This is a genomic window from Azospirillum thermophilum, assembly GCF_003130795.1.
GTDB lineage: Bacteria > Pseudomonadota > Alphaproteobacteria > Azospirillales > Azospirillaceae > Azospirillum > Azospirillum thermophilum.
Genome location: NZ_CP029354.1, coordinates 299,284 through 319,780 on the forward strand (window position 1 = coordinate 299,284; position 20,497 = coordinate 319,780).

The 20,497-nt window shown below is 71.5% G+C and carries 18 protein-coding genes; 9 read left to right on the forward strand and 9 right to left on the reverse strand.

Going from position 1 to position 20,497, the window contains the following annotated elements; translation table 11 throughout:
• Nucleotides 1-20: 20 nt before the first annotated feature.
• Together DEW08_RS19630 and DEW08_RS33280 are read right to left on the reverse strand one after the other, a co-directional pair.
• Nucleotides 21-2,258 (reverse strand): putative bifunctional diguanylate cyclase/phosphodiesterase, encoded by a 2,238-nt coding sequence (locus DEW08_RS19630; RefSeq protein ID WP_109330443.1) that lies wholly within the window; start codon nucleotides 2,256-2,258, stop codon nucleotides 21-23.
• Nucleotides 2,255-4,585 (reverse strand): ATP-binding protein, encoded by a 2,331-nt coding sequence (locus DEW08_RS33280; protein WP_168220431.1) that lies wholly within the window; start codon nucleotides 4,583-4,585, stop codon nucleotides 2,255-2,257. Before DEW08_RS33280 ends, DEW08_RS19630 begins: the two co-directional genes overlap by 4 nt.
• 483 nt (nucleotides 4,586-5,068) lie before the next feature.
• Here DEW08_RS33280 and DEW08_RS19640 point away from each other — a divergent pair, with 483 nt between their 5' ends.
• The 3 genes from DEW08_RS19640 (at nucleotide 5,069) to DEW08_RS19650 (ending at nucleotide 6,968) form a co-directional block, all read left to right on the forward strand.
• Nucleotides 5,069-5,278, forward strand: a complete 210-nt coding sequence (locus DEW08_RS19640) for a hypothetical protein (RefSeq protein WP_109330447.1) — start codon at nucleotides 5,069-5,071, stop codon at nucleotides 5,276-5,278.
• A gap of 140 nt (nucleotides 5,279-5,418) precedes the next feature.
• Nucleotides 5,419-6,114: a GntR family transcriptional regulator gene (locus DEW08_RS19645; RefSeq protein ID WP_109330449.1), complete on the forward strand. Its 696-nt coding sequence runs from the start codon at nucleotides 5,419-5,421 to the stop codon at nucleotides 6,112-6,114.
• Nucleotides 6,111-6,968, forward strand: a complete 858-nt coding sequence (locus tag DEW08_RS19650; protein WP_109330451.1) for an urea carboxylase-associated family protein — start codon at nucleotides 6,111-6,113, stop codon at nucleotides 6,966-6,968. The genes DEW08_RS19645 and DEW08_RS19650 overlap by 4 nt, the downstream gene beginning before the upstream one ends.
• A 46-nt stretch (nucleotides 6,969-7,014) precedes the next feature.
• On the opposite strand, the gene chrA is transcribed toward DEW08_RS19650, so the two are convergent.
• Nucleotides 7,015-8,433, reverse strand: coding sequence for a chromate efflux transporter (chrA, locus tag DEW08_RS19655; protein ID WP_109330453.1), 1,419 nt, complete (start codon nucleotides 8,431-8,433; stop codon nucleotides 7,015-7,017).
• 73 nt (nucleotides 8,434-8,506) lie between these two features.
• Nucleotides 8,507-10,201: an L-lactate permease gene (locus tag DEW08_RS19660; protein ID WP_109330456.1), complete on the reverse strand. Its 1,695-nt coding sequence runs from the start codon at nucleotides 10,199-10,201 to the stop codon at nucleotides 8,507-8,509.
• 212 nt (nucleotides 10,202-10,413) lie between these two features.
• On the opposite strand from DEW08_RS19660, the gene DEW08_RS19665 reads away from it, so the two are divergent.
• Nucleotides 10,414-10,854 carry a hypothetical protein gene (locus tag DEW08_RS19665; protein ID WP_109330458.1) on the forward strand — a complete coding sequence of 147 codons (441 nt, stop codon included), beginning with the start codon at nucleotides 10,414-10,416 and terminating at the stop codon, nucleotides 10,852-10,854.
• 82 nt (nucleotides 10,855-10,936) lie between these two features.
• The gene (locus tag DEW08_RS19670) at nucleotides 10,937-11,431 is read left to right on the forward strand and encodes a DUF6803 family protein (protein ID WP_109330460.1); all 495 of its coding nucleotides are present in this window, start codon (nucleotides 10,937-10,939) and stop codon (nucleotides 11,429-11,431) included.
• Nucleotides 11,432-11,498: 67 nt separating this feature from the next.
• Here the strand turns inward: DEW08_RS19670 and DEW08_RS19675 are convergent, their stop codons facing one another.
• The 3 genes from DEW08_RS19675 to DEW08_RS19685 form a co-directional block, all read right to left on the reverse strand.
• On the reverse strand, nucleotides 11,499-12,680 hold the full coding sequence (locus DEW08_RS19675) for an acetyl-CoA C-acyltransferase family protein (protein ID WP_109330462.1): 1,182 nt from the start codon (nucleotides 12,678-12,680) through the stop codon (nucleotides 11,499-11,501).
• Between the two features lie 50 nt (nucleotides 12,681-12,730).
• A complete protein-coding gene (locus DEW08_RS19680) occupies nucleotides 12,731-13,531 on the reverse strand; it encodes an enoyl-CoA hydratase/isomerase family protein (RefSeq protein ID WP_109330464.1) in 801 nt (266 codons plus the stop codon).
• Nucleotides 13,532-13,606: 75 nt separating this feature from the next.
• On the reverse strand, nucleotides 13,607-14,548 hold the full coding sequence (locus DEW08_RS19685) for a LysR family transcriptional regulator (protein ID WP_109330466.1): 942 nt from the start codon (nucleotides 14,546-14,548) through the stop codon (nucleotides 13,607-13,609).
• Between the two features lie 107 nt (nucleotides 14,549-14,655).
• On the opposite strand from DEW08_RS19685, the gene DEW08_RS19690 reads away from it, so the two are divergent.
• Entirely contained in the window at nucleotides 14,656-15,954 is a 1,299-nt protein-coding gene (locus tag DEW08_RS19690; RefSeq protein WP_109330468.1) for an MFS transporter, read from the forward strand.
• On the opposite strand, the gene DEW08_RS19695 is transcribed toward DEW08_RS19690, so the two are convergent.
• Nucleotides 15,949-16,464: an Lrp/AsnC family transcriptional regulator gene (locus DEW08_RS19695; RefSeq protein WP_245986691.1), complete on the reverse strand. Its 516-nt coding sequence runs from the start codon at nucleotides 16,462-16,464 to the stop codon at nucleotides 15,949-15,951. The two genes, DEW08_RS19690 and DEW08_RS19695, sit on opposite strands and share 6 nt — an antisense overlap.
• Before the next feature lie 193 nt (nucleotides 16,465-16,657).
• On the opposite strand from DEW08_RS19695, the gene hppD reads away from it, so the two are divergent.
• From hppD to DEW08_RS19710, 3 genes are all read left to right on the forward strand, one after another.
• Nucleotides 16,658-17,737, forward strand: a complete 1,080-nt coding sequence (hppD, locus tag DEW08_RS19700; RefSeq protein ID WP_109330472.1) for a 4-hydroxyphenylpyruvate dioxygenase — start codon at nucleotides 16,658-16,660, stop codon at nucleotides 17,735-17,737.
• A 158-nt stretch (nucleotides 17,738-17,895) separates the two neighbouring features.
• Nucleotides 17,896-18,909, forward strand: coding sequence for an AAA family ATPase (locus DEW08_RS19705; RefSeq protein WP_245986692.1), 1,014 nt, complete (start codon nucleotides 17,896-17,898; stop codon nucleotides 18,907-18,909).
• The gene (locus DEW08_RS19710; protein ID WP_109330474.1) at nucleotides 18,899-19,792 is read left to right on the forward strand and encodes a ParB/RepB/Spo0J family partition protein; all 894 of its coding nucleotides are present in this window, start codon (nucleotides 18,899-18,901) and stop codon (nucleotides 19,790-19,792) included. Before DEW08_RS19705 ends, DEW08_RS19710 begins: the two co-directional genes overlap by 11 nt.
• Before the next feature lie 78 nt (nucleotides 19,793-19,870).
• On the opposite strand, the gene DEW08_RS19715 is transcribed toward DEW08_RS19710, so the two are convergent.
• Nucleotides 19,871-20,461: a DUF1003 domain-containing protein gene (locus DEW08_RS19715; RefSeq protein WP_109330476.1), complete on the reverse strand. Its 591-nt coding sequence runs from the start codon at nucleotides 20,459-20,461 to the stop codon at nucleotides 19,871-19,873.
• Nucleotides 20,462-20,497 lie beyond the last annotated feature (36 nt).

Genomic DNA, 20,497 nt, shown 5'->3' on the forward strand with positions numbered 1-20,497 from the left:
CCGGGTCCAGGGGGCGGCGCTCACAGCCAGTCCGCCAGCGCCGGGGCGGGCATGGGTGCGGCATAGAGGAAGCCCTGCGCCTCGTCGCAGCCGAGGTCGCGCAGGATGGCCTCCTGCTCCCTGGTCTCCACCCCCTCCGCCAGGGTGGTCAGCCCCAGCTCCTGGCCGAGCCGGGTGATGCAGGCGGCGATGGTGCGGGCGCTGCGGTCGCTCTCCAGGCTCTTCACGAAGGAGCGGTCGATCTTCACGCAGTCCACCGGCAGCCGTTGCAGGTAGCTGAGCGAGGAATAGCCCGTGCCGAAATCGTCCACCGCGATGCGGAACCCCTCCGACCGCAGGTCGTGCAGCAGGCCCGTCATGGCTTCCCGGTCGTCGAGCAGCAGGGACTCGGTGATCTCCAGCTCGATGGCCGAGGGGGACAGGCCCGCCCGCCGCACCGTGCCGATCGCCATCCGGACGAAGTCGGGGTCGCGGAACTGGCGGGGCGAGACGTTGACCGCCATGCGCGGACAGGCGATGCCGCGGTCGGTCAGGCCGGCCAGGAGCGCGCAGGCCTTGGCCAGGACCCAGGCGCCGATCTCGACGATCTGCCCGGAATGCTCGGCCGCCCGGATGAAGGTGGCCGGCGGGATCATGCTGCCGTCCGGCAGGCGCCAGCGCAGCAGGGCCTCCGCCCCGGAGGTGCGGCCGTCGCGCAGGCGGATCTGCGGCTGGACGTACAGCATCAGCTCGTCCCGCTCCAGCGCGCCGCGCAGCAGCCGCGACACGGTCAGCGTCTCGCGCAGCCGGTCCTGCATCGACTGGTCGAAGGCGACGATGCCGCCGCGCCCCGACCGCTTGGCGGTCTTCAGCGCCATGCTGGCGGCGCGCAGCGCCTTGTCGGACCCGCTGCAGCCGGGACCGGCGACGCAGTAGCCGATGCTGACCGACATCGGCACCTCGCCGTCGGCCAGCGTGACCGGGCTGCTCAGCTCCTTGCGCAGGCAGCCCAGCATCTCGGCGAGGTCGCTGCCGCTGTCGAGCAGGACGGCGAAGGAATCGCTCGACAGGCGGGCCGGGCAGCCGTCGGGCATCGTCTGGACCAGCCGCCGCGCCACCTCGCGCAGCAGGGCGTCGCCGACGTCGGGGCCGAGCCCGTCGTTGACCGTGTGGAAGCCGTCGATGTCGACCACCACCAGCGCCGTCCGCCGCCCGTCGCGCAGCCGCTGGTCCAGCGCCTCCGCCAGGCCGGCGCGGTTGGCGAGCCCGGTCAGCGGGTCGCGGTAGGCGAGGCTGCGGACGTTCTCGAACAGCCGGACGCTGTCGAACCCCAGCGCGATGTTGACGGAGAACAGCTCCAGCAGCTTGCGGTCCACCGGGGCGAGCGGCTTGGCGGTGGTGAAGTGGACGGCGAGGTCGTCTCCCGACGGCGCCGTCATGAACAGCACCTTGTCCCGCTCGGTGAAGACGTGGTCGCGCTGTTCCAGGGCGCGGGCGACCAGCCGCTTGACCGCCCCGTCCGGCAGGATCTCCAGCGGTTCGCCGACATGGGCGGCGAAGCGGCCGGCCGCCGCCAGGACGCGCGGCCCCTCGCCGGAGGCGAGCGGACCGGGCAGCTCGTCCCGCGCCCGGGTGGAGGCGAGCACGATGCCGTCGCGGTCGACCTCGAACAGGCCGCAGATCTGCGTCAGCACGCCCTCGGCGAACAGCGAGATCGACCGGCTGACGAAGAGCGAGGAGGAGGCCGAGACGATCTTCTCCAGCCCGTGGCGGCTCGCCTCGATGGTGGCGATCTGCTGGTAGGAGCGCAGGGCGGCGGTCATGGTCGTCACCAGCCGGGCATGGGTCAGCTCGGCCTTGGTGCGGTAGTCGTTGATGTCGTAGTCCTGGATGACGCTGAGCTCCGGCGCGTAGCCCGGCTGGCCGGTGCGCAGGATGATGCGCAGCGTGGTCAGCCGCTTCTCCTCGCGGATCCAGCGGACCAGCGCCAGCCCGGCGTCGTCGGTCTCCATCACCACGTCGAGCAGGACGGCGGCGATCTCCGGTTCGCGGTCGAGGACGACGCGGGCCTCGGCGGCGGAATAGGCGTGCAGGAAGGCGAAGCCGCGGCCGAGCACCTGCGCCTCGCCCAGCGCGAAGCGGGTGCTGGCGTGCACCTGCTCGTCGTCGTCGACGATCAGGATCCGCCAGGGGGCCGGGCCGGGCAGGGGGGAGCCGGCCTCGTCCTCGATGATCTCGATGACGTCGTCGTCGGGGACGGCCGGGAACTCGCCGGTCATGCGCTGGTCTCCTGAACGGGCGAGGGCTGCGGCTCGGGCGCGGTGAGCGGCAGGACGATGACGAAGCAGGTGCCGGCGCCCGGGGCGCTGTCGACGCGGATGCGACCACCCAGCACGCGGACCACGGTGCCGTAGACGATGTGCAGGCCGAGCCCGCTGCCGCCGGACGACAGGCCGGTGGTGAAGAAGGGCTCGAAGGCCCGGCGCAGGACGTCGGGCGCCATGCCGGCGCCGTCGTCGGCCACGGTGACCTCCAGCCGCTCGTCCTCGACCGGCCGGGCGGCGATGCGCACGGTCCCGCCGCCGCGCTCCCTGAAGCCGTGGGTCACGGCGTTGGAGACGAGGTTGGCGAGCACCTGCCCCCAGGCGCCGGGGTAGCCGTCGACCTCCAGCCCCTCGGGGATGGCGAGGTCGACCGCCAGGTCGATCTGGCGGAAGGTGGGGCGCAGCGTCGCCAGCACCTCCGCCGTCACGGTGCGCAGGTCGAAGCGGCGGCGGCGGTCGCTGGTCTGGTCGACCGCGACGCGCTTGAAGGTCCCGATCAGGTCGGCGGCCTGCCCCAGGCTGCGGACCATCAGCCGGGCGGCCTCGGCCAGATCGTCGGTGAAGGCGGTGATGGTGGACCGCTTCAGCGTGCCGGACTGCACCGCGGCGGCGAAGCGCCCGACCTTCGCCTCCAGCGTGCTGGCGACGGTCAGGCTGCTGCCGATCGGGGTGGCGATCTCGTGCGTCACCGAGGCGACGATGCCGCCGAGCGAGGCCAGCTTCTCCGACCGCACCAGCTCCTCCTGCGCGGCGCGCAGGGAGGCCATGGCCTCCTCCAGCTCCCGCGTGCGCTGGCGGACCGTCTCCTCCACCGATTCATAGAGGGCGCGGTAGCGCTGCTCCGAGCGGGACAGCGCCTCCAGCGCCTGCTCCCGGGCGCGGCGGGCGAAGACGACGGCGATGAGGTCGGCGACGGAGGTGGCGAAGCCGACGTCCTCCAGCGTCCACTCCCGCGGCGGGCCGCGCCAGTCGAAGCAGACGATCCCCTCCACCCCGGCCGGCGACTGGATGCAGACGTCCAGCAGCGAGGTGGTGCCGTTCGGCAGCAGATGGGCTTCCCACATGCCGGCCAGACGCCCGTCGCGGCTGGTGTCGGACGAGCTGAGGATGCGGTCGCGCAGCAGGCTGTCGAAGTAGGCGGGGTAATGGCAATCGGCCAGCAGGTGGTCCCGTCCACCGAGACCGGCGGAATCGGCCACCTTCACCAGCCCCTTGCGCCGGGGGTCGAAGCGCCAGATGCCGACCCGCTCGACGCCCAGCGTATCGCGCGCCTTGCCGGCGATCAGGCCGAGGACGTCGGCGGAGGCCTCCTCGCTCAGCAGGGTCCGGCGGACCAGCTCCAGCATGGCCGCCTGGTTGCGGCGCAGCGCCTTCTCCCGCTGTTCGATCAGGCGGCGCGCCTCGACCGGGTCGGTGATGTCGGTCGAGAGGGTGGCGACCTCGGCGATGTGGCCGCCGCCGTCGGGGATCGGGAACTTGACGATGGAGAGCGCCCGGCCGCCGCCGGCCCCGTCGCGCTCCGGCAGGCTGCAGGACACCGCGGATTCCAGGGCCAGCACGTCGGCGGTGAGCGGCCCGCAGTCCGGGTCGATGCGGCCGTCGGCCAGCGCGTTGCTGTAGGTGACCCGGCCCCGGCGGTCGGTGATCAGCAGGCCGCAGGGCATGTGGTCGACCAGCGTGCGCAGGCGCAGCTCGCTCTCCCGCAGCGCCGCCTCCATGGCGCGGCGCTCCAGCTCCGCCGCGGCGCGCTCGGCGAAGACGCCGACCACGGTCTGCACCAGATCGGGATCGGCCAGCGGCCGGCGCGACAGCACGACGATGATCCCCAGCGGCCGTCCGGCGGAGTCGAGCAGCCGGGTTCCCGAATAGCCCTCCATCCCCATGTCCTGCAGCAGCCGGTCGTCGGGGTAGCGCGCCCACACGCCGGAACAGTGGACGCAGACGGCGCTGTCCATGGCGTCGGCACAGGGCGTGCCGGCCAGCGGGTAGCGGAGCGGCCCGCCCCAGCCGCCGTCGGCATAGAGCGCGATGGTCTCCACCTCGTCGGGGCAGGTCAGCCGGCCGACCAGCGCCGCGTCGACCTCCAGCGTTTCGCAGAGCTGCTGAACGAGGGTCCGGAAGTAGGAGTCGCCGACCCGGTTCAACACCTGCCGGGAGATGGTCTGCAGGATGGCGGTCAGCCGCCCGTCGCGGTCGGCGGTCGTCCGGGACGGCGGGGCCGGAGACGGCGGGCGGCCCTGCCGGTCTCTTCGCTCGTCCAGCTCTGTGCCCGGATCGGCCATCGGCTCAATGGTTACCGCAGGGGAATGGTCAGTGTCCGATGTATTGGGGCTCCCTCGGCCACCCCTTGTCAAGCCTCTGGAGGTAATCCCTCCGGAGGGGGGCCGGCAGCGTCCGGACCGGGCGGCGTTGGGCGCGCTGTGCAGGCCCATTTTGACGCACAATGCACAATCGACCGATTTTCCATTCCGGAACAACGGGTTGGCGAACCCGTTCGCAGGCAGACGTTGTGCAGGGCCTGCACAACGGGGCGGCGGTGCCGGCGGCGAGGGACCCTGGCGGAGATCGTCCGGACATGGGAGGGGCGTCGACGACGTCAGACTATCCGCCCGGCGGGGGAGGGGCAAGGGCAGCCGGCAAAAAGACGATCCGTGTGACCGTTCTGTGGCAATCGCGGCGCCTGCGCCGGGCTTGAGGCAGGTCATGCCGGAAAAGACGGGCCTGTGGCCAGATGGGGGCACAATAAGACAGGGGAGAAACGGCCCATGACGTCGAGCCTGACGGTCAAAGACTTCGCGGAGGTAAGCGCAGCCTACCGCCTTGCCATTACCCGCTTCGACGAATCCGCCTCGATCGATATCGCTACGGAGGTTCTTCGGGCAGCCCGACCGCAACTGGGAAAGGAGGATGCGAGGTGGCTCACCGTGGACGTGGTGGCCCGCGCCGGCCTGCTCTGCAACATCCCGCCGCACTGAGTCCCGCCGCACTGAATACCGCCTCGGTGACGCTGGATCCTCGGCGGCGCATCCGTCCGGCTTTCGGGCGTTGACGGGCCGCCGGAGATTGTTCAACAATCCGGATTGTTGAACAATCCTTGTCCGGGGAGAGCGACCCGATGGTTCCAGGCGCCGGCATTCCGGCCGACGGGCAGCCCGCCGCCGATCTGGCAGCCGCCTCGATCCGCACGGATATCCTGGAGGGACGCCTGGCGCCCGGCCAGCAGCTCGTCGAGGTGGAGCTGGTGGAGCGGCTGGGCATCTCGCGCAACACGCTGCGGGAGGCCTTCCGCCAGCTCTGCCGCGAGGGGCTGGCGGTGCATCACCGCCACCGCGGCGTCTCCGTGCGCACCGTCACCGCGGCCGACGTCGCGGAGATCTTCACCATCCGCCGGACGCTGGAACTCCAGGCGCTCGGCTCCGCCAACCCCTATGTCCCGCCGGATCTGCTGACGGCGATGGACGGGGTGGTGACGGCGTGCGGCGAGGCCGCGGCGCGCGGCGACTGGCGCGGGGTCGGAACCGCCAGCCTGCGCTTTCACGGGCTGATCGTCCGGCTGATCGGCAGCCCGCAGATCGACGTCTTCTTCCAGACCATCCTGGCGCAACTGCGCCTGACCTTCGCCATCCATCCGGACGAGGAGGCCTTCCAGCGCCCCTGGGTGGCGGAGGACCGCGGCCTGCTGACCCTGCTGGAGCATGGCGAGCAGGCGGCGGCGCACGACACGCTCGCCCTCTACCTCGACGAATCCGAGCGCCGCCTGCTGCGGCTGTTCCGACCTTCCGCCGCATTTCCCGGAGACGACCGACGATGAAGAGCTATCCCGCCGCCTACCAGTCCAGCAAGGGCTCCGCCCTGGAGGTGGACCGTCCCTTCTACGGCCGCGTCGCGGAAGAGACCGCGGGGCGCGAGCTGGTGGACAGCTTCGTGATCCCCATCCGCTCCGGCCGGGCCTGGACGGTGCCGGCGGGCCATGTCTTCCGCATCGTGGCGGTGGAGGGGCCGCAGGTCGGCGACTTCAACCTGTGGAACCTGCACAACCCGCGCGAACGCTTCTGGGCGTCGCGGACGCGGCAGCTCCAGCAGGCGCATGTCAGCAGCTTCGACCGGCTGTGGTCCTGCCTGCCTTTCCTGCGGCCGATGGTGACGATCACCAACGACAGCCTGGCCGGCTACGGCATCGACGAGCATGGCGGGCGCGTCCACGACCTGCTGGGCACGCGCTGCGATCCCTACGTCAACCGCATGCTGACGGGCGAGGATTTCCACTTCCACTGCCATTCCAACCTCGTCCGCGCCGTGGCGCCCTACGGGCTGACCGAGTTCGACGTGCATGACGTGCTGAACGTCTTCCAGGTCACCGGGCTGAACGCCGAGGACAAGTATTTCATGAAGGCCTGCCCGGCGGAGAAGGGCGACTTCCTGGAGTTCTTCGCCGAGATCGACCTGCTCTGCGCGCTGTCCACCTGCCCGGGCGGCGACCTCAGCCTGCCGATGTGGGGGCCGGAGGCGCGCGATCCGCTGGAGGTCTGCCGCCCGCTGGGGGTGGAGGTCTACCGGCTCGACCCCGCCCTGCTGGAGGGCTGGCGGTCGCCGCCGGTCGCCGCCTATCGCGGGCAGCACGGCCTGCGGCTGGAGACGCCGGCCTGGGAGAAGTCCCGGGGCTGAGGCCCGGAGGGCAGGGGCTGCGGCTGCCGGCCGGCGGACCGTGAGGTCAGCCGATCAGGCGCAGCAGCAGCCCGGCCGCCGAGCAGCCGGCCAGCGTCACCAGGATGCCCAGCCGGAAGCGGAAGACCGCCAGCAGGGCGGCGGCCGTCAGCAGCAGGGCCGCCGGATCGACCGAGGAGAGCACCGGCAGGTCGACGCGCAGCCAGCCGAGCGCGACCGTCTGCCGGTCGTGGAACAGCACATGCAGCCCGAACCAGACGGCGAGGTTCAGGATCACGCCGACCACCGCGGCGGTGATCGCCGACAGCGCGCCGCCGAGCGCCCGGTTGCCGCGCAGCGCCTCGACGAAGGGGGCGCCGAGGAAGATCCACAGGAAGCAGGGGACGAAGGTCACCCAGGTGGTCAGCAGCCCGGCCAGCGTTCCGGCCAGCAGCGGCGGGAGGGAGCCGGGCTCGCGGAAGCCCGCCATGAAGCCCACGAACTGCACGACCATGATCAGCGGGCCGGGCGTCGTCTCCGCCATGCCCAGCCCGTCCATCATCTCGCCCGGCCGCAGCCAGCCGTAGGTCTCCACCGCCTGCTGCGCCACATAGGCGAGCACGGCATAGGCGCCGCCGAAGGTGACCACCGCCATCTTGGAGAAGAACAGCGCCACCCGGCTGTAGACGTCCGCCGGCCCGAAGACGGCCAGCAGCAGCGCGATCGGCGCCAGCCAGAGGACGAGGCAGACGGCCGAGACCTTCAGCGACCAGCCGAGGCTGGGGCGGGCGTGGTCCGGCGTCTCCTCCCCCAGGAGGGATTCGGAATCGGCGAGCTGGCGGGCGAAGCCGGCATGGCCGCCGCCGGTGCGGAAGGCGGGCAGCCCGCGCCGGCCGCCGATCCAGCCGATCAGCCCGGCCGCCGCGATGATGCCGGGAAAGGGGGCGTCGAACAGGAAGAGGCCGATGAAGGCCAGGGCGGCGAGGGCGAGCATGGTGCCGTTCCTCAGCGCCCGCCGGCCGACGCGCACCACCGCCTCCAGCACGACGGCCAGCACGGCGGCCTTGAGGCCGAAGAACAGCCCCTCCACCACCGGGACGCGGCCGTAGAGCGCGTAAATCCAGCTCAGCGCCATGATCGACAGCAGGCCGGGCAGGACGAACAGCGTGCCGGCGATCAGCCCGCCGGCGGTGCGGTGCATCAGCCAGCCGATATAGACGGCGAGCTGCTGCGCCTCCGGCCCCGGCAGGAGCATGCAGTAGTTGAGCGCGTGGAGGAAGCGGGTCTCGCCGATCCAGCGCTTCTCCTCCACCACGATGCGGTGCATGACCGCGATCTGCCCGGCGGGCCCGCCGAAGCTGAGGGCGGCCACCCGGGCCCAGACGCGCAGCGCCTCGCCCAGGCTGGGATGGCGCAGCGCGGCGGCGGCGCCGGTGGCCGGGACGGGGCCGGGCCCGGTGCCGGGGGAGGGGGCGTGGGTCGACATGGCAGGCACTCTACCAGCCGGACCCGCCGGCGCAATCGCGGCGACGGCCCCCGCCGCTCCCCCCTCCGGAAGATCAGCCGCCGACCACCATGGCGGTGAAGGGCCAGACATAGGCCTGCAGCATCACCAGCCCGCCGACCAGGCAGGCCAGCACGATCGAGTGCCAGAACACATAGCGCAGGATGGTGCCCTCATGGCCGAACCAGCCGGTGGCGGTGGAGGCGACGACGATCGACTGGGCATCGATCATCTTGCCCATGACGCCGCCGGTGGAGTTGGTCGCCGCCATCAGCACCGGCGACAGGCCGAGCTGCTCCGCCGTGATGCGCTGCAGCCCGCCGAACAGAACGTTGGAGGCGGTGTCCGAGCCGGTCAGCGCCACGCCCAGCCAGCCGAGCAGGGCCGAGAAGAAGGGGAACAGCAGCCCGGTCCCGGCGAAGGCGAGCCCCAGCGTGGCGTCCACCCCCGAATAGCGGGTCAGGGTGCCGAGCGCCAGCATCGCCGCGATGGTGATCAGCGAATAGCGCACCACCCACAGCGTCCGGCCGTAGGCGGCGATCAGCCGGGCCGGCGAGTAGCCCATGACGAAGCCGCTGACCACCGCCGCCAGGAAGATGCCGGTGCCGGTCATGGTCAGGATGTTGAAGTTGAAGACCGCGGCCTCCGGCGTCGGCTTGGCGACCACCGGCGGCACCTTCTGGACGAGGTTGTGCAGACCCTCGATGGGGAATTTCGGGAAGAACAGCGGGTTCACCAGATCCTTGAAGGTCTGGGTGCCCCAGATGAAGACGAAGACGCACAGGATGATCCAGGGCGTCCAGGCCCGCATCACCTCGCCGCTGCCGTGGGGATGGCCGTAGGCGGGCGGCCGCGCCGCCGCCCCCAGCGAGCGCGCCTGCGGCAGCACCGCCCCGGCCGACGGGTCGTCGCCGCGCAGGGCCGGGCTGGCCCACAGGGTCCGCGGCTGCCAGACCTTGAGGAAGGCGACGAGGCAGCCCATGGAGACCAGCGCCGCCACCACGTCGACCAGCCACGGCCCGTGATAGTTCGACACCAGGAACTGCGGCACCGCGAAGGTCACGCCGCAGACCAGGATGGCCGGCCAGATCTGCAGCATGCCGCGCAAGCCGGCGAAGGCGGCGATCAGCCAGAAGGGCACCAGCACCGAGAAGAAGGGAAGCTGGCGCCCCGCCATCGCCCCCAGCTCGAAGGGGTCGAGCCCGGTCACCGCCCCCAGCGTGACGATGGGCGTGCCGAGCGCGCCGTAGGCGACGGGCGCCGTGTTGGCGATCAGCGACAGGCCGGAGGCGGCGAGCGGCGAGAAGCCCAGCCCGATCAGGATGGCGCCGGTCACCGCCACCGGCGTGCCGAAGCCGGCCGCCCCTTCGAAGAAGGCGCCGAAGGCGAAGGCCACGAGGAGAAGCTGCAGGCGCCGGTCCGGCGTGATGCCGGCGATGGAGTCCTGCAGGACCTTGAAGGACCCGTTCTCGACCGTCAGCCGGTAGAGGAAGATGACGTTCAGTACGATCCAGCCGATCGGGAACAGGCCGGTCAGCCCGCCGAGCAGCGCCGCCTCCAGCGCCATTCCGGCCGGCATGGTGAAGACCAGGATGGCGATGGCCAGCGCCGCCACCAGCGTCAGCATGGCGGCGAGATGGGCCTGCATCCGGGCGAACGCGATCAGCCCCAGGAGCGCCAGCACCGGAAGGGCGGCGAACAGGGTGGAGAGGATCGCGCTGCCGAAGGGGTTGTAGACTTGACTCCACATCGAAGCGCCCCGCAGCGGTTTTGTTTGATGGGCAAATTATTTGCCCAAGGGCGCAGGGGCGCCATGGCGCATTGGGTCTAGGCCCCTGTCGCAACGGCGGGTGCGGTTGGGGAGCGGTTCGGGGGGCGGGGGCAGGGCTGCGGCGCGTCGCCGCGGCGGCGGCATCGTCCGTGTACTGGCTTTCTTAACCAATGCGGCGCTAGGCTGCGCCCATGATGGTTCGCGTCCTGTTGTCCCTCCTTGCGCTGATCGTGCTTGCCGCCGGCCTGCTGGCCGGCGCGGCGGGGCCGGTCCGTGCCGGGGCGCTTCATCATCATGCCGGGATGCATCATGCCGCGCAGTCCGCGGGACCCGGCGTCCTCGCGGAGGATCCCTGCGCCAGGGCCGCAGTCTCCGATGCCCCGTCATCCGATGCCCTGCCATCCGAAGCCGCCCTGTCCGGGCGCGACTGCGGCGACGGGCACCGGGACGGGCCGGTCCACCGGCACGGCGCGGCCGACTGCCTGTGCATGCCCGGATCCTGCACCCTGGCGGCCTTGCCGTCGCGCTTCGTCACGGTGGCCTATGGGGCCGCCGATGTCCTGCTTCCCCGGGGCGACCGCTCGCTGCCGACGCTCGCCCATGCGCCGCCGCTGAAGCCGCCGCGCGCCTAGCCTCGCCTCTTCGTCCGCCATTCCTTATCGACGCACGCGGCTGCGCCCGCGACGGCGCCCGCACGAGCACGCGAGGCTCATCATGAACATGACCCACTACATGGAACTGCTGGCCGTCAACCAGCCCTGGAACCTGCTGCTGTTCATGGCGGTTCCCGTCATCCTGGCCGAAACGGTGGCCATCACGGAACTGTACCTGCTCTACACCCGCAACTACGCCAGCCCGGTGCGGACGGTGAACCGCGCGGCGGGCATCGCCGGCGGGGTCTACTTCACCGGCGTCTTCCTCTATCTGATGACGACGGCGGTGATCCCGCTGACCGGCTCGGGCGGCTGGCGCGGGCCGGCGGACGTGCTCGCCGTCGGGTTCTATCTGGCCGGCATCGTGCCGCTGCTGGGCATCGCGCTGGTCGACCTCGGCCTCGTCGCGAAGGACCGCGACGAGCATGGCCGCATGGCGGTCCATGCCGGGCTGGTCGCGCTGTTCCTCGTGGTGGCCCACGTCGCCATGATCTTCGGCATGATGGACCCGACGCTGCTGACCGGCGCCGCGGCCGGCGGCCACGGCATGCACTGAGGCCGGGACTCCGCCCGGCGGGGCCGGACGCGGCTCAGGGGTGCCGCGTCCGGTTCCCGGTGGAGGATCACACCCGCTCGAACACCGCGGCGATTCCCTGGCCGCCGCCGATGCACATGGTGACCAGGGCACGGCGCCCGCCGGTGCGGTGCAGCTCGTGGATCGCCTTCACGGTGATGATGGCGCCGGTCGCCCCCACCGGATGGCCGAGCGAGATGCCGGACCCGTTCGGGTTCACCCTGGCCGGATCGAACCCAAGCTCGCGCGAGACGGCGCAGGCCTGTGCGGCGAAGGCCTCGTTCGATTCGATGACGTCGAGGTCGTCGACGCGCAGGCCGGTGCGCTCCAGCACCTTGCGGGTCGCCGGGATCGGGCCGATGCCCATCTGGTTGGGCTCGACGCCGGCATGGGCGTAGCCGACCAGCCGGGCGAGCGGCTTCAGGCCGAGCGCGGCGGCGCGGCCGGCCTCGGCGATCACCACGGCGGCGGCGCCGTCGTTGATGCCCGAGGCGTTGCCGGCGGTCACCGTGCCGTCCTTCTTGAAGGCCGGCTTCATCCTGCCGAGGGTGTCGGCCGTCGTGTCGCCGCGCACATGCTCGTCGGTGTCGAAGACGATGGTGCCCTTGCGGCTGGCGATCTCCACCGGGACGATCTGGTCCTTGAAGCGCCCCTCGGCGATGGCGCGGGCGGCGCGGGTCTGGCTCTCCAGGGCCAGCGCGTCCTGCATCTCGCGGGTGATGCCGAACCGCTCCGCCACGTTCTCCGCGGTGATGCCCATGTGGATCTTCTGCCAGGGGTCGTGCAGGATCCCCAGCATGTAGTCGGTCAGCACGCTGTCGCCCATGCGGCTGCCCCAGCGGGTGCCGCTGGCGAAATAGGGGCCGCGGCTCATCGATTCCGCCCCGCCGCCGATGGCGAGGTCGCAGTCGCCGAGCGCGATGGACTGGGCGGCCGAGACGATGGCCTGCAGGCCCGAACCGCACAGCCGGTTGACGGTGAGGGCCGGGACCTCCTTCGGGATGCCGGAATCGATGGCGGCGACGCGGCTGAGATAGGCGTCGTTGGTGTCGGTCGGAATGACGTTGCCCATCACCACATGGCCGATGGCGTCGGGGGCCGCCCCCGACCGGTCCAGCGCCGCCTTGACGGCGATGGTGGCGAGGCGGGTCAGCGGGACGTCCTTCAGGCTGCCGCCGAAGGTGCCGATGGCGGTGCGCGCCGTGCCGACGACGACGATGTCGCGTTGCATGTGCTGTCTCTCCCGGAAGAAGGCCGTGTTGGTCTTGTGTCGGTCTCTGGTCAGCTGCCGGTGAAGTCCGGCCTGCGCTTGGCGAGGAAGGCGCCGACGCCCTCGCGGAAGTCGGCGGTGCCGGCGGTGGCGACGAAGCGGTCGCGCTCGGCGTCGAGCTGCTCGTCCAGCGTCGCCGTCCAGGACCGGCGCATCAGCCGGCGGATGCCGGCATAGGCGCGGGTCGGCCCGGCGGCCAGCCGCTCCGCCAGGCGGCGCGTCTCCGCCTCCAGCGTCTCGGCGGGGACGATGCGGTTGACGAGGCCGATGCGCAGCGCCTCCGGCGCGTCGAGCGTGTCGGCGAGCAGCGCCAGCTCCATCGCCCGGCGCAGCCCGACCAGCCGCGGCAGGGTGTAGGTGCCGGAGCCGTCCGGCGTGGCGCCGATGCGCGCATAGGCCAGGGTGAACTTGGCGTCGTCCGCCGCGATGCACAGGTCGGTGGCGCAGGCGAGGCTCATCCCCGCCCCGGCCACCGGGCCATGGACCGAGGCGACCACCGGGATCTCCAGGGCGTCGAGGATGCGCAGCGCCTCGTGCAGCGAGCCGATGATCGCCGCCGCCACCTGCGGGGCCGCCGCCGGGTCGGCATTGAAGCGGCCGAGGTCGCCGCCGGCCATGAAGCCGCGGCCGGTGCCGGAGATCACCAGCACGCGGGCCGCCGGGTCCTGCGCCACCGCCCGGCAGGCGTCGCGCAGCGCGTCGGCGCTTTCCTCGTTCAGCGCGTTCAACAGGGCCGGCCGGTTGAAGCGGATCCAGGAGACCGCCCCCTCCCGGCTCAGCAGGACGGGGGCGTCGGCTGGAGTGTCGGTCATATGGTTCCTCCCAGGGTTCCTACCATTTGGAAGGCAGGTTACTTGGGAGTAGAGTGCTTCAGGATGACGCGCGCGTCAACCGCGCGGGTGCCCGACCGCTTGCGGCAGGGCGGCGCGCATGACGTCGATGAAGCGGCGCAGCCGTGCCGGATAGAAGCGGGCCGGCGGGAAGACGAGGTGGACGGGCAGCGGTGCCGCCTGCCATTGCGGGGCGAGGTGGAGGAGGGTCCCGGCGGCGATGTCCTCGTCGACCGCCCAGGACGAGACGACCGCGGCCCCCAGCCCGAGCAGCGCCGCCCGGCGGACGGCGTACAGCCCGTCGGTGGACAGCCGCGGCCGGATGGGAAGGCGCACCTCCTCGCCGGTCGTCTCGTGGGTCAGCACCACTTCGGTGCGGTAGAAGGTCTGCAGGGCGAGCCAGGGAAGCCGCTCCAGCTCCTCCGGCCGGGACGGCGGCGGGCCGCTGCCGATCAGCTCCGGCGCGGCGATGGCGATGCGATGCACCGCCCCCAGACGGAGCGCCACCACGGAGGGGTCGTCCACCTCCCCCACCTTGATGGCGCAGTCGATCCCCTCGGCGGTGAAGTCGGGCACGCGGTCGTGCAGCAGCCACTCCACCGTCAGGCGGGGATGCCGCTTCAGGTAGTCCACCAGCGGGCCGACGAGCTGGTGCTGGCCGAAGGCATGGGGCGCCACGACGCGCAGCCGGCCGGCCGGCTCGTCCCCCGCCCCCCGCAGCTCGCTCTCGAAGCTGTGCCAGTCGGCGATCAGCTCCTTGGCGCGCTCGTAGCAGCGCCGGCCGTCGTCGGTGAGCGTCACGGCATGGGTGGAGCGCTGCAGCAGCCGGACGCCCAGGAGCCGCTCCAGCGTCTGCAGGCGGCGGCTCATGGTGGGCTGGGTGCTGCCCACCTGCAGGGCGGCGGCGGAGAGGTTCCCCGCCTCGACGATGCGGACGAAGCTCTCCAGGAGCGCGATGCGGTCGGTGCCGGCGACCGCGGCCAGGGCCTCTGTGTTCATACGCAGAACGTATAGCACTTCAACGGGGCCGCCTTCTACCGGCAAGGCGGGGATGCGGCCATACTCGCACCAGCTTTGGAAACCGGTCCGTTGCCGAGGAGGCTCCGATGTCGTCCATTCAATCGCCGCATGAAACCGCCGGGGGCGGGGCATCCGGCAGGCCGCCGATCCTGCTGCTCGCCGCCGGCGCCGGCATGGCGGTGGCGTCGATCTACTACAGCCAGCCGATGCTGGGCATGCTGGGGACCGACCTGCAGGTCTCCGGGGGCGCCGTCGGGCTGGTGCCGACCCTGACGCAGCTCGGCTACGCGATGGGATTGCTGCTGCTGGCCCCGCTCGGCGACCGGTTCGACCGGCGGCGCATCATCCTGGCGAAGGTCGCCGTTCTGTTCGGCGCGCTGCTGCTGGCCGGCTGGGCCCCGTCGATCGGTCTTCTGCTGGGGGCCAGCCTCGCGCTGGGGCTGGCCGCCACCATGGCCCAGGACATCGTTCCCGCGGCGGCGGCGATGACGCCGGCGGAGCGGCGCGGCAAGGTGGTGGGAACGGTCATGACCGGTCTGCTGCTGGGCATCCTGCTGTCCCGGGTGGTGAGCGGGCTGGTCGCCGAGCAGTTGGGCTGGCGGGCCATGTTCTTCGCCGCGGCCGCCGGCGTCGCGCTGCTGGGCGCCGCCCTGTGGCGCGGCCTGCCGCGCTTCGCGCCGTCCACGCAGCTCGGCTACGGGGCGCTGATGGGGTCGCTCTTCACGCTGGCGGCGCGGCACCGGGCGCTGCGCCGGGCGGCGCTTGCGCAGTCGCTGCTGGCCGTCGGGTTCAGCGCCTTCTGGTCGACGCTGGCGGTGATGCTGCACGGCGCGCCCTTCGAGCTGGGGCCGGCCGCGTCGGGGGCCTTCGGCCTTGCCGGCGCCGCCGGGGCGCTTGCCGCGCCGCTGGCCGGCCGGATCGCCGACCGGCGCGGGCCGGAGCTGGTGACGCGTCTCGGCGCCGGCATCGCCGCGGCCTCCTTCGCGGTGATGGCGCTTTCCCCCTGGGTCGCGCCGGAGGGGCGGCTGTGGCTGCTGCTGCTGAGCGCGGTGGGGTTCGACCTCGGCATCCAGGCGTCGCTGATCGCGCACCAGACGATCATCTACGGCATCGATCCCGGCGCCCGCAGCCGGCTCAACGCGGTGCTGATGACGAGCATGTTCGTCGGCATGGCGCTCGGCGCGGTGCTGGGCAGCCATGCGCTGGCGGCCTTCGGCTGGATGGGCGTCACCGCCCTCGCCACCACGGCCTCGGCGGCGGCGCTGGCGGTGCGGCTGTGGCCGTCCGCCGAGCGTCCCCGGCCGGTGGAGGAGGGCACGGCCGATGCCGTGGACGGGAGCGGGATCGAGGGAGGGATCGAGCCGGCGCCCGCCCGCTGTTCATGACCGCCGGGAGGCCTGGGGGGACCGCGGGGCCGGTCCCGGAGCCGGCCCCGCGGGCGGGCCCGGCGGCTGCAGCGGCAGGGCGGTCTCGAACTTGATCTCCTTGAGCGCGAAGTTGGAGCGGATCTGCACCTGGAAGGGCAGGGTGAAGACGAACTCCTCCAGGAAGCGGTGATAGTCGGCGATCTCCCGCACGGCGACGCGCAGCAGATAGTCGGCGTCGCCGGAGACGGCGTAGCACTCCATCACCTCGGGCCGGCCGCGCACCGCCTGGACGAACGCGGCGGCGGTCTCCGTCGAGTGATGGTCGAGCGTGACGTGGGCGAAGACGCATTCGGGGATCGCCACCGCCTTGGGATCGACCAGCACGGTGTAGCGGCGGATCACCCCCGTCTCCTCCAGCGAGCGCAGGCGGCGCCAGCAGGAGGAGGCGGAAGTGCCGACGCGGTCGGCCAGCTCCTGCACCGTCAGGCGGGAGTTTTCTTGCAGGGCGGCCAGGATTTTGACGTCCATGTCCCCGAGATCGACGGGCTTCGGCATCGTTGTTCCAGAATAGGCGGTTGCAGCGGGAAATCCTGCCAAAAATGGGGGTCGCGCGCGGCCATTTTGAAGGCTCTTTCCGCGGACTATTTGTTAGACAAGCTTTTGTCAAGAGCGGCGGTGAAGACCGCACCCGCAGGGCAAACGCAGGAAGGAGAGACGGGCCATGAGCGATCTTTGGGAAAACCCGATGGGAACCAACGGGTTCGAGTTCATCGAGTTCACCGGTCCCGACCCGGTGGCGCTGGGTGATCTGTTCACGAAGCTCGGCTTCACCGCCGTGGCGCGCCACCGCTCCAAGCAGGTGACGCTGTACCGCCAGGGCGACATCAACTTCATCCTGAACGCCGAGAAGGCGGGCTTCCCGCGCTCCTTCGCCAGCCTGCACGGCCCGAGCATCTGCGCCATGGCCTTCCGCGTGGCCGACGCGGCGGCGGCCTACCGCCGGGCGCTCGAACAGGGCGCCTGGGGGGTGGAGAACCGCACCGGCCCGATGGAGCTGAACATTCCGGCCATCAAGGGCATCGGCGATTCCCTGGTCTATCTGGTCGACCGCTACGGCGAGCGCGGCACCATCTACGACGTCGACTTCGTGCCGCTGCCCGGCGTCGACCAGAACCCGGCGGGCTGCGGGCTGACCTACATCGACCACCTGACCCACAACGTCCACACCGGGCGCATGGAGGAATGGGCGGGCTTCTACGAGCGGCTCTTCAACTTCAAGGAGATCCGCTACTTCGACATCGAGGGCAAGCTGACCGGCCTGCGCTCGAAGGCGATGACCAGCCCGTGCGGCAGGATCCGCATCCCGATCAACGAGTCGGCCGACGACAAGTCGCAGATCGCCGAGTATCTGAAGGACTATCACGGCGAGGGCATCCAGCACGTGGCACTCGGCACCGCCGGCATCGTCGAGACGGTGGAGGCGATGCGGTCGCTCGGCGTGCCGTTCCAGGACACCCCCGACACCTATTTCGACAGGATCGACCAGCGGGTGCCGGGCCATGGCGAGGACCTGGAGGCACTGCGCAGGAACCGCATCCTGATCGACGGCGCGCCGACCCAGGGACAGGGCCTGCTGCTGCAGATCTTCACCCAGACCATGATCGGCCCGATCTTCTTCGAGATCATTCAGCGCAAGGGCAACGAGGGTTTCGGCGAGGGCAACTTCCGCGCCCTGTTCGAGAGCATCGAGCTGGACCAGATCCGGCGCGGCGTGCTGAAGGACCCGGCCGCCGCCGCCTGACCGCCGGCCGGCCGCTTTCCGCCTGCAAGGGAGGGGGTGCGGGTCGTAGCCGCACCCCCCTTCGATCCCTGCGCAGTTCCTTGACCGGTGCCGCACCCGTCCCTAGAGTGCCCGGCGTTCGGCGGCGCCCTGGTGCCGCCTGATCCAGGGGGGTGCGGATGCGCGGCGAGGACATGCGCGGGTTTCGCGAAGGGCAGGGGCTGAGCCAGCCGGACTTCGCGATCTACCTCAACGAGAAGCTCGGGCGGCGCTACGGCCGCCAGCAGGTGTCGCGCTGGGAGAACGGGGCCGAGCGGATCCCGGAGGCCGTCGCCTCCCTGCTGCGCAAGGAGATGCTGGGCCCCGACCTGCCGCACGGCCCGGCCCTGCTGGTCGTGCTGACCAACCAGAAGGGCGGCGTGGGCAAGACCACCTCCGCCGTCAACGTCGCCAGCATCCTGGCCCAGGACGGCTACAAGGTCCTGCTGATCGACGCCGACGCCCAGGCCAACGCCACGCTTCACCTCGGCGTCAACGCCATGGAGCGGCAGGAGGCGGGCCGCACCCTCTACGACGTGCTGACCGGCAAGGCGGCGGTGCGCGACTGCGTCGTGACGATGGAGCGGACGGGGCTCGACCTGCTGCCCTCCAGCATCCGCCTGTCGCAGGGCGAGGTGGAGCTGGCCGCCCGGCCGGCGTCGAACTTCATCCTGCGCGGCCACCTGTCCGACATCCGCAAGGACTATGATTTCATCCTGATCGACTGCCCGCCCAACCTGGGGCAGATGACGCTGAACGGGCTGACCGCCGCCGACCTCGCGCTGATCCCCTGCCAGGCGGAGCTGATGGCGATCGCCGGGGTGGATTATCTGCTGCAGACGATCGAGCAGCTCCGCCGGCTCTGCCACCCCGACCTGTCGGTGCTGGGGCTGGTGCCGACCATGTACACCCAGCGCAACACCCAGGACCGCGAGAGCCTGAGCCTGATCCACGAGCGCTACGGCCAGGAGATGCGGATCTTCGAGCCGGTGCCGCGCTCCACCACCTATGCCCAGTCGGTGGCCGCCGGCCGCGCCACCATCGAGGTGGCCCCCGAGGTCGCCGGCGGCGCGGTGTTCCGCTCCATCGCCAATGCCCTGATCGCCGAGCGCGGCAAGCGTTTCGGAACGCCGGAGGTCCCCAATGCCGCCTAAGATCCAGCGCACCAACCCCGCCTTCTTCGCCGCCCGCCCGGCCGCGGAGGGCAAGGCGCCGGCCGCCGGCGCCTCGCCGGTCAACGCGCTGGTCGGGGTGCCGGAGAATGCCGCGCAGATCCTGCATCTCGGCGTCGACCTCATCATCGACAACCCGCACCAGACGCGCCGCCATTTCGACCCGGCCGAGCTGGAGAGCCTGCGCAGCTCCATCGCGCGGCACGGGCTGCAGCAGCCGATCGGCGTGCGCAAGCTGGAGGACGGGCGCTATCAGCTCGTCTTCGGCGAACGGCGGCTGCGCTCCGTCCGGGCGCTGGGGCAGCGGACGGTGGCCTGCGTGGTCGTCCCGGCCGACGTCGACGATGCCGAGGTCACGGTCATCGAGAATCTGCTGCGCGCCGACCTGACCCCGTTCGAGCATGCCGACGCGCTCGCCACGCTGAAGGAGCGGCACCACTATTCCCACGCCGAACTCGGCCGGCTGGTCGGGATGGACAAGGGCGACGTGTCGCGCATGCTGTCGCTGCGCAGCCTGCCGGTGGCGATCCGCGAGGCCTACGACACGCTCGCCCACAAGCCGGCCCGCTACAAGCTGTGGAAGCTGGCCGCCCTGCAGGACCCGGCCGAGCGCGACGCCCTGTGGCGCCGGCTGGTCGCCGAGGCGACGCCGGTCGAGGAGGGCGGCGAGGGCCGTCCGCGCCGCAGCGCGCCGCCGCTCCCGCCCAGTTCCTTCGCGCCGCCGGTGGCGCGCGGCCTGCTGCGGACCAGCGAGGCGCTGAAGACCTTCAGCGAAGCCCCCAAGCCGCTGGAGGAGGCTGACCGCGCCGTGCTGCAGGCGATGCGCGAGGCGATCGACGCCATCCTCGGCGCCGACCGCCGATAGGGACCGGGAGCCGGATCACGGCGTCATGCGGGCCTGGTTGCGCCCGGTTGGGAATTTCCAACCGGGCGACGGCCGTGTTCAGGGCCTCGCATCCCCGGCCGCGCGGGTTTCCAGCTCGTCCAGCACGGCCTCGGGGGCGACGTCGCGCTTGATCTCGTGCAGCTCGTGGTCGACGTCGGTGCGCACCTCCAGCCGCTCGGCGATGGCGGCGACCAGCGCGGTCAGTTTGGTTACCTCATGTTCGGCCAGCAGGCTGATCTGCAGGTCGAGGTCGGCGCGCTTGTCGGCGGCGGCGGCCATGCGGTTCTGGCTGATCAGAACGAAGGTCGACAGGAAGATCGCCTCGACCGACGCGAACATCGCCAGCACGACGAAGGACGGATCCCAGCGCGGCAGGACCGGGATCCAGCCGAGATTGGCGGCGATCCAGATGCCGAAGAACCCCAGGTGCAGGTAGACGAACAGCATCGAGCCGGTGAAGCGGGTGATCGCCTCGGCGATCTTCTCCTCGGCCGAGGCATGCGCCTCCTGCCGGCGGCGGCGGTCGTGCAGGGCCTGGATGTTGCGTTCCAGCACGGTGCTGAGCCCCGCATCGCCCGGTCGGTCCGGGCTGGTCGCCGTCACGTCGTGGCGGGGCTGTTCGGTGTGGGGCGGACGGTGTCCGGTCATTCTCAGGCTCCAGGCTGGGCGGTCGGGCGACCGCCG

Coding starts and splice junctions, on each gene's coding strand:
- DEW08_RS19630 (WP_109330443.1), bottom strand. CDS start 2,258: ATGACCGGCGAGTTCCCGGCCGTCCCCGACGACGACGTCATCGAGATC.
- DEW08_RS33280 (WP_168220431.1), bottom strand. CDS start 4,585: ATGGCCGATCCGGGCACAGAGCTGGACGAGCGAAGAGACCGGCAGGGC.
- DEW08_RS19640 (WP_109330447.1), top strand. CDS start 5,069: ATGACGTCGAGCCTGACGGTCAAAGACTTCGCGGAGGTAAGCGCAGCC.
- DEW08_RS19645 (WP_109330449.1), top strand. CDS start 5,419: ATGGTTCCAGGCGCCGGCATTCCGGCCGACGGGCAGCCCGCCGCCGAT.
- DEW08_RS19650 (WP_109330451.1), top strand. CDS start 6,111: ATGAAGAGCTATCCCGCCGCCTACCAGTCCAGCAAGGGCTCCGCCCTG.
- chrA (WP_109330453.1), bottom strand. CDS start 8,433: ATGTCGACCCACGCCCCCTCCCCCGGCACCGGGCCCGGCCCCGTCCCG.
- DEW08_RS19660 (WP_109330456.1), bottom strand. CDS start 10,201: ATGTGGAGTCAAGTCTACAACCCCTTCGGCAGCGCGATCCTCTCCACC.
- DEW08_RS19665 (WP_109330458.1), top strand. CDS start 10,414: ATGATGGTTCGCGTCCTGTTGTCCCTCCTTGCGCTGATCGTGCTTGCC.
- DEW08_RS19670 (WP_109330460.1), top strand. CDS start 10,937: ATGAACATGACCCACTACATGGAACTGCTGGCCGTCAACCAGCCCTGG.
- DEW08_RS19675 (WP_109330462.1), bottom strand. CDS start 12,680: ATGCAACGCGACATCGTCGTCGTCGGCACGGCGCGCACCGCCATCGGC.
- DEW08_RS19680 (WP_109330464.1), bottom strand. CDS start 13,531: ATGACCGACACTCCAGCCGACGCCCCCGTCCTGCTGAGCCGGGAGGGG.
- DEW08_RS19685 (WP_109330466.1), bottom strand. CDS start 14,548: ATGAACACAGAGGCCCTGGCCGCGGTCGCCGGCACCGACCGCATCGCG.
- DEW08_RS19690 (WP_109330468.1), top strand. CDS start 14,656: ATGTCGTCCATTCAATCGCCGCATGAAACCGCCGGGGGCGGGGCATCC.
- DEW08_RS19695 (WP_245986691.1), bottom strand. CDS start 16,464: ATGGACGTCAAAATCCTGGCCGCCCTGCAAGAAAACTCCCGCCTGACG.
- hppD (WP_109330472.1), top strand. CDS start 16,658: ATGAGCGATCTTTGGGAAAACCCGATGGGAACCAACGGGTTCGAGTTC.
- DEW08_RS19705 (WP_245986692.1), top strand. CDS start 17,896: ATGCGCGGCGAGGACATGCGCGGGTTTCGCGAAGGGCAGGGGCTGAGC.
- DEW08_RS19710 (WP_109330474.1), top strand. CDS start 18,899: ATGCCGCCTAAGATCCAGCGCACCAACCCCGCCTTCTTCGCCGCCCGC.
- DEW08_RS19715 (WP_109330476.1), bottom strand. CDS start 20,461: ATGACCGGACACCGTCCGCCCCACACCGAACAGCCCCGCCACGACGTG.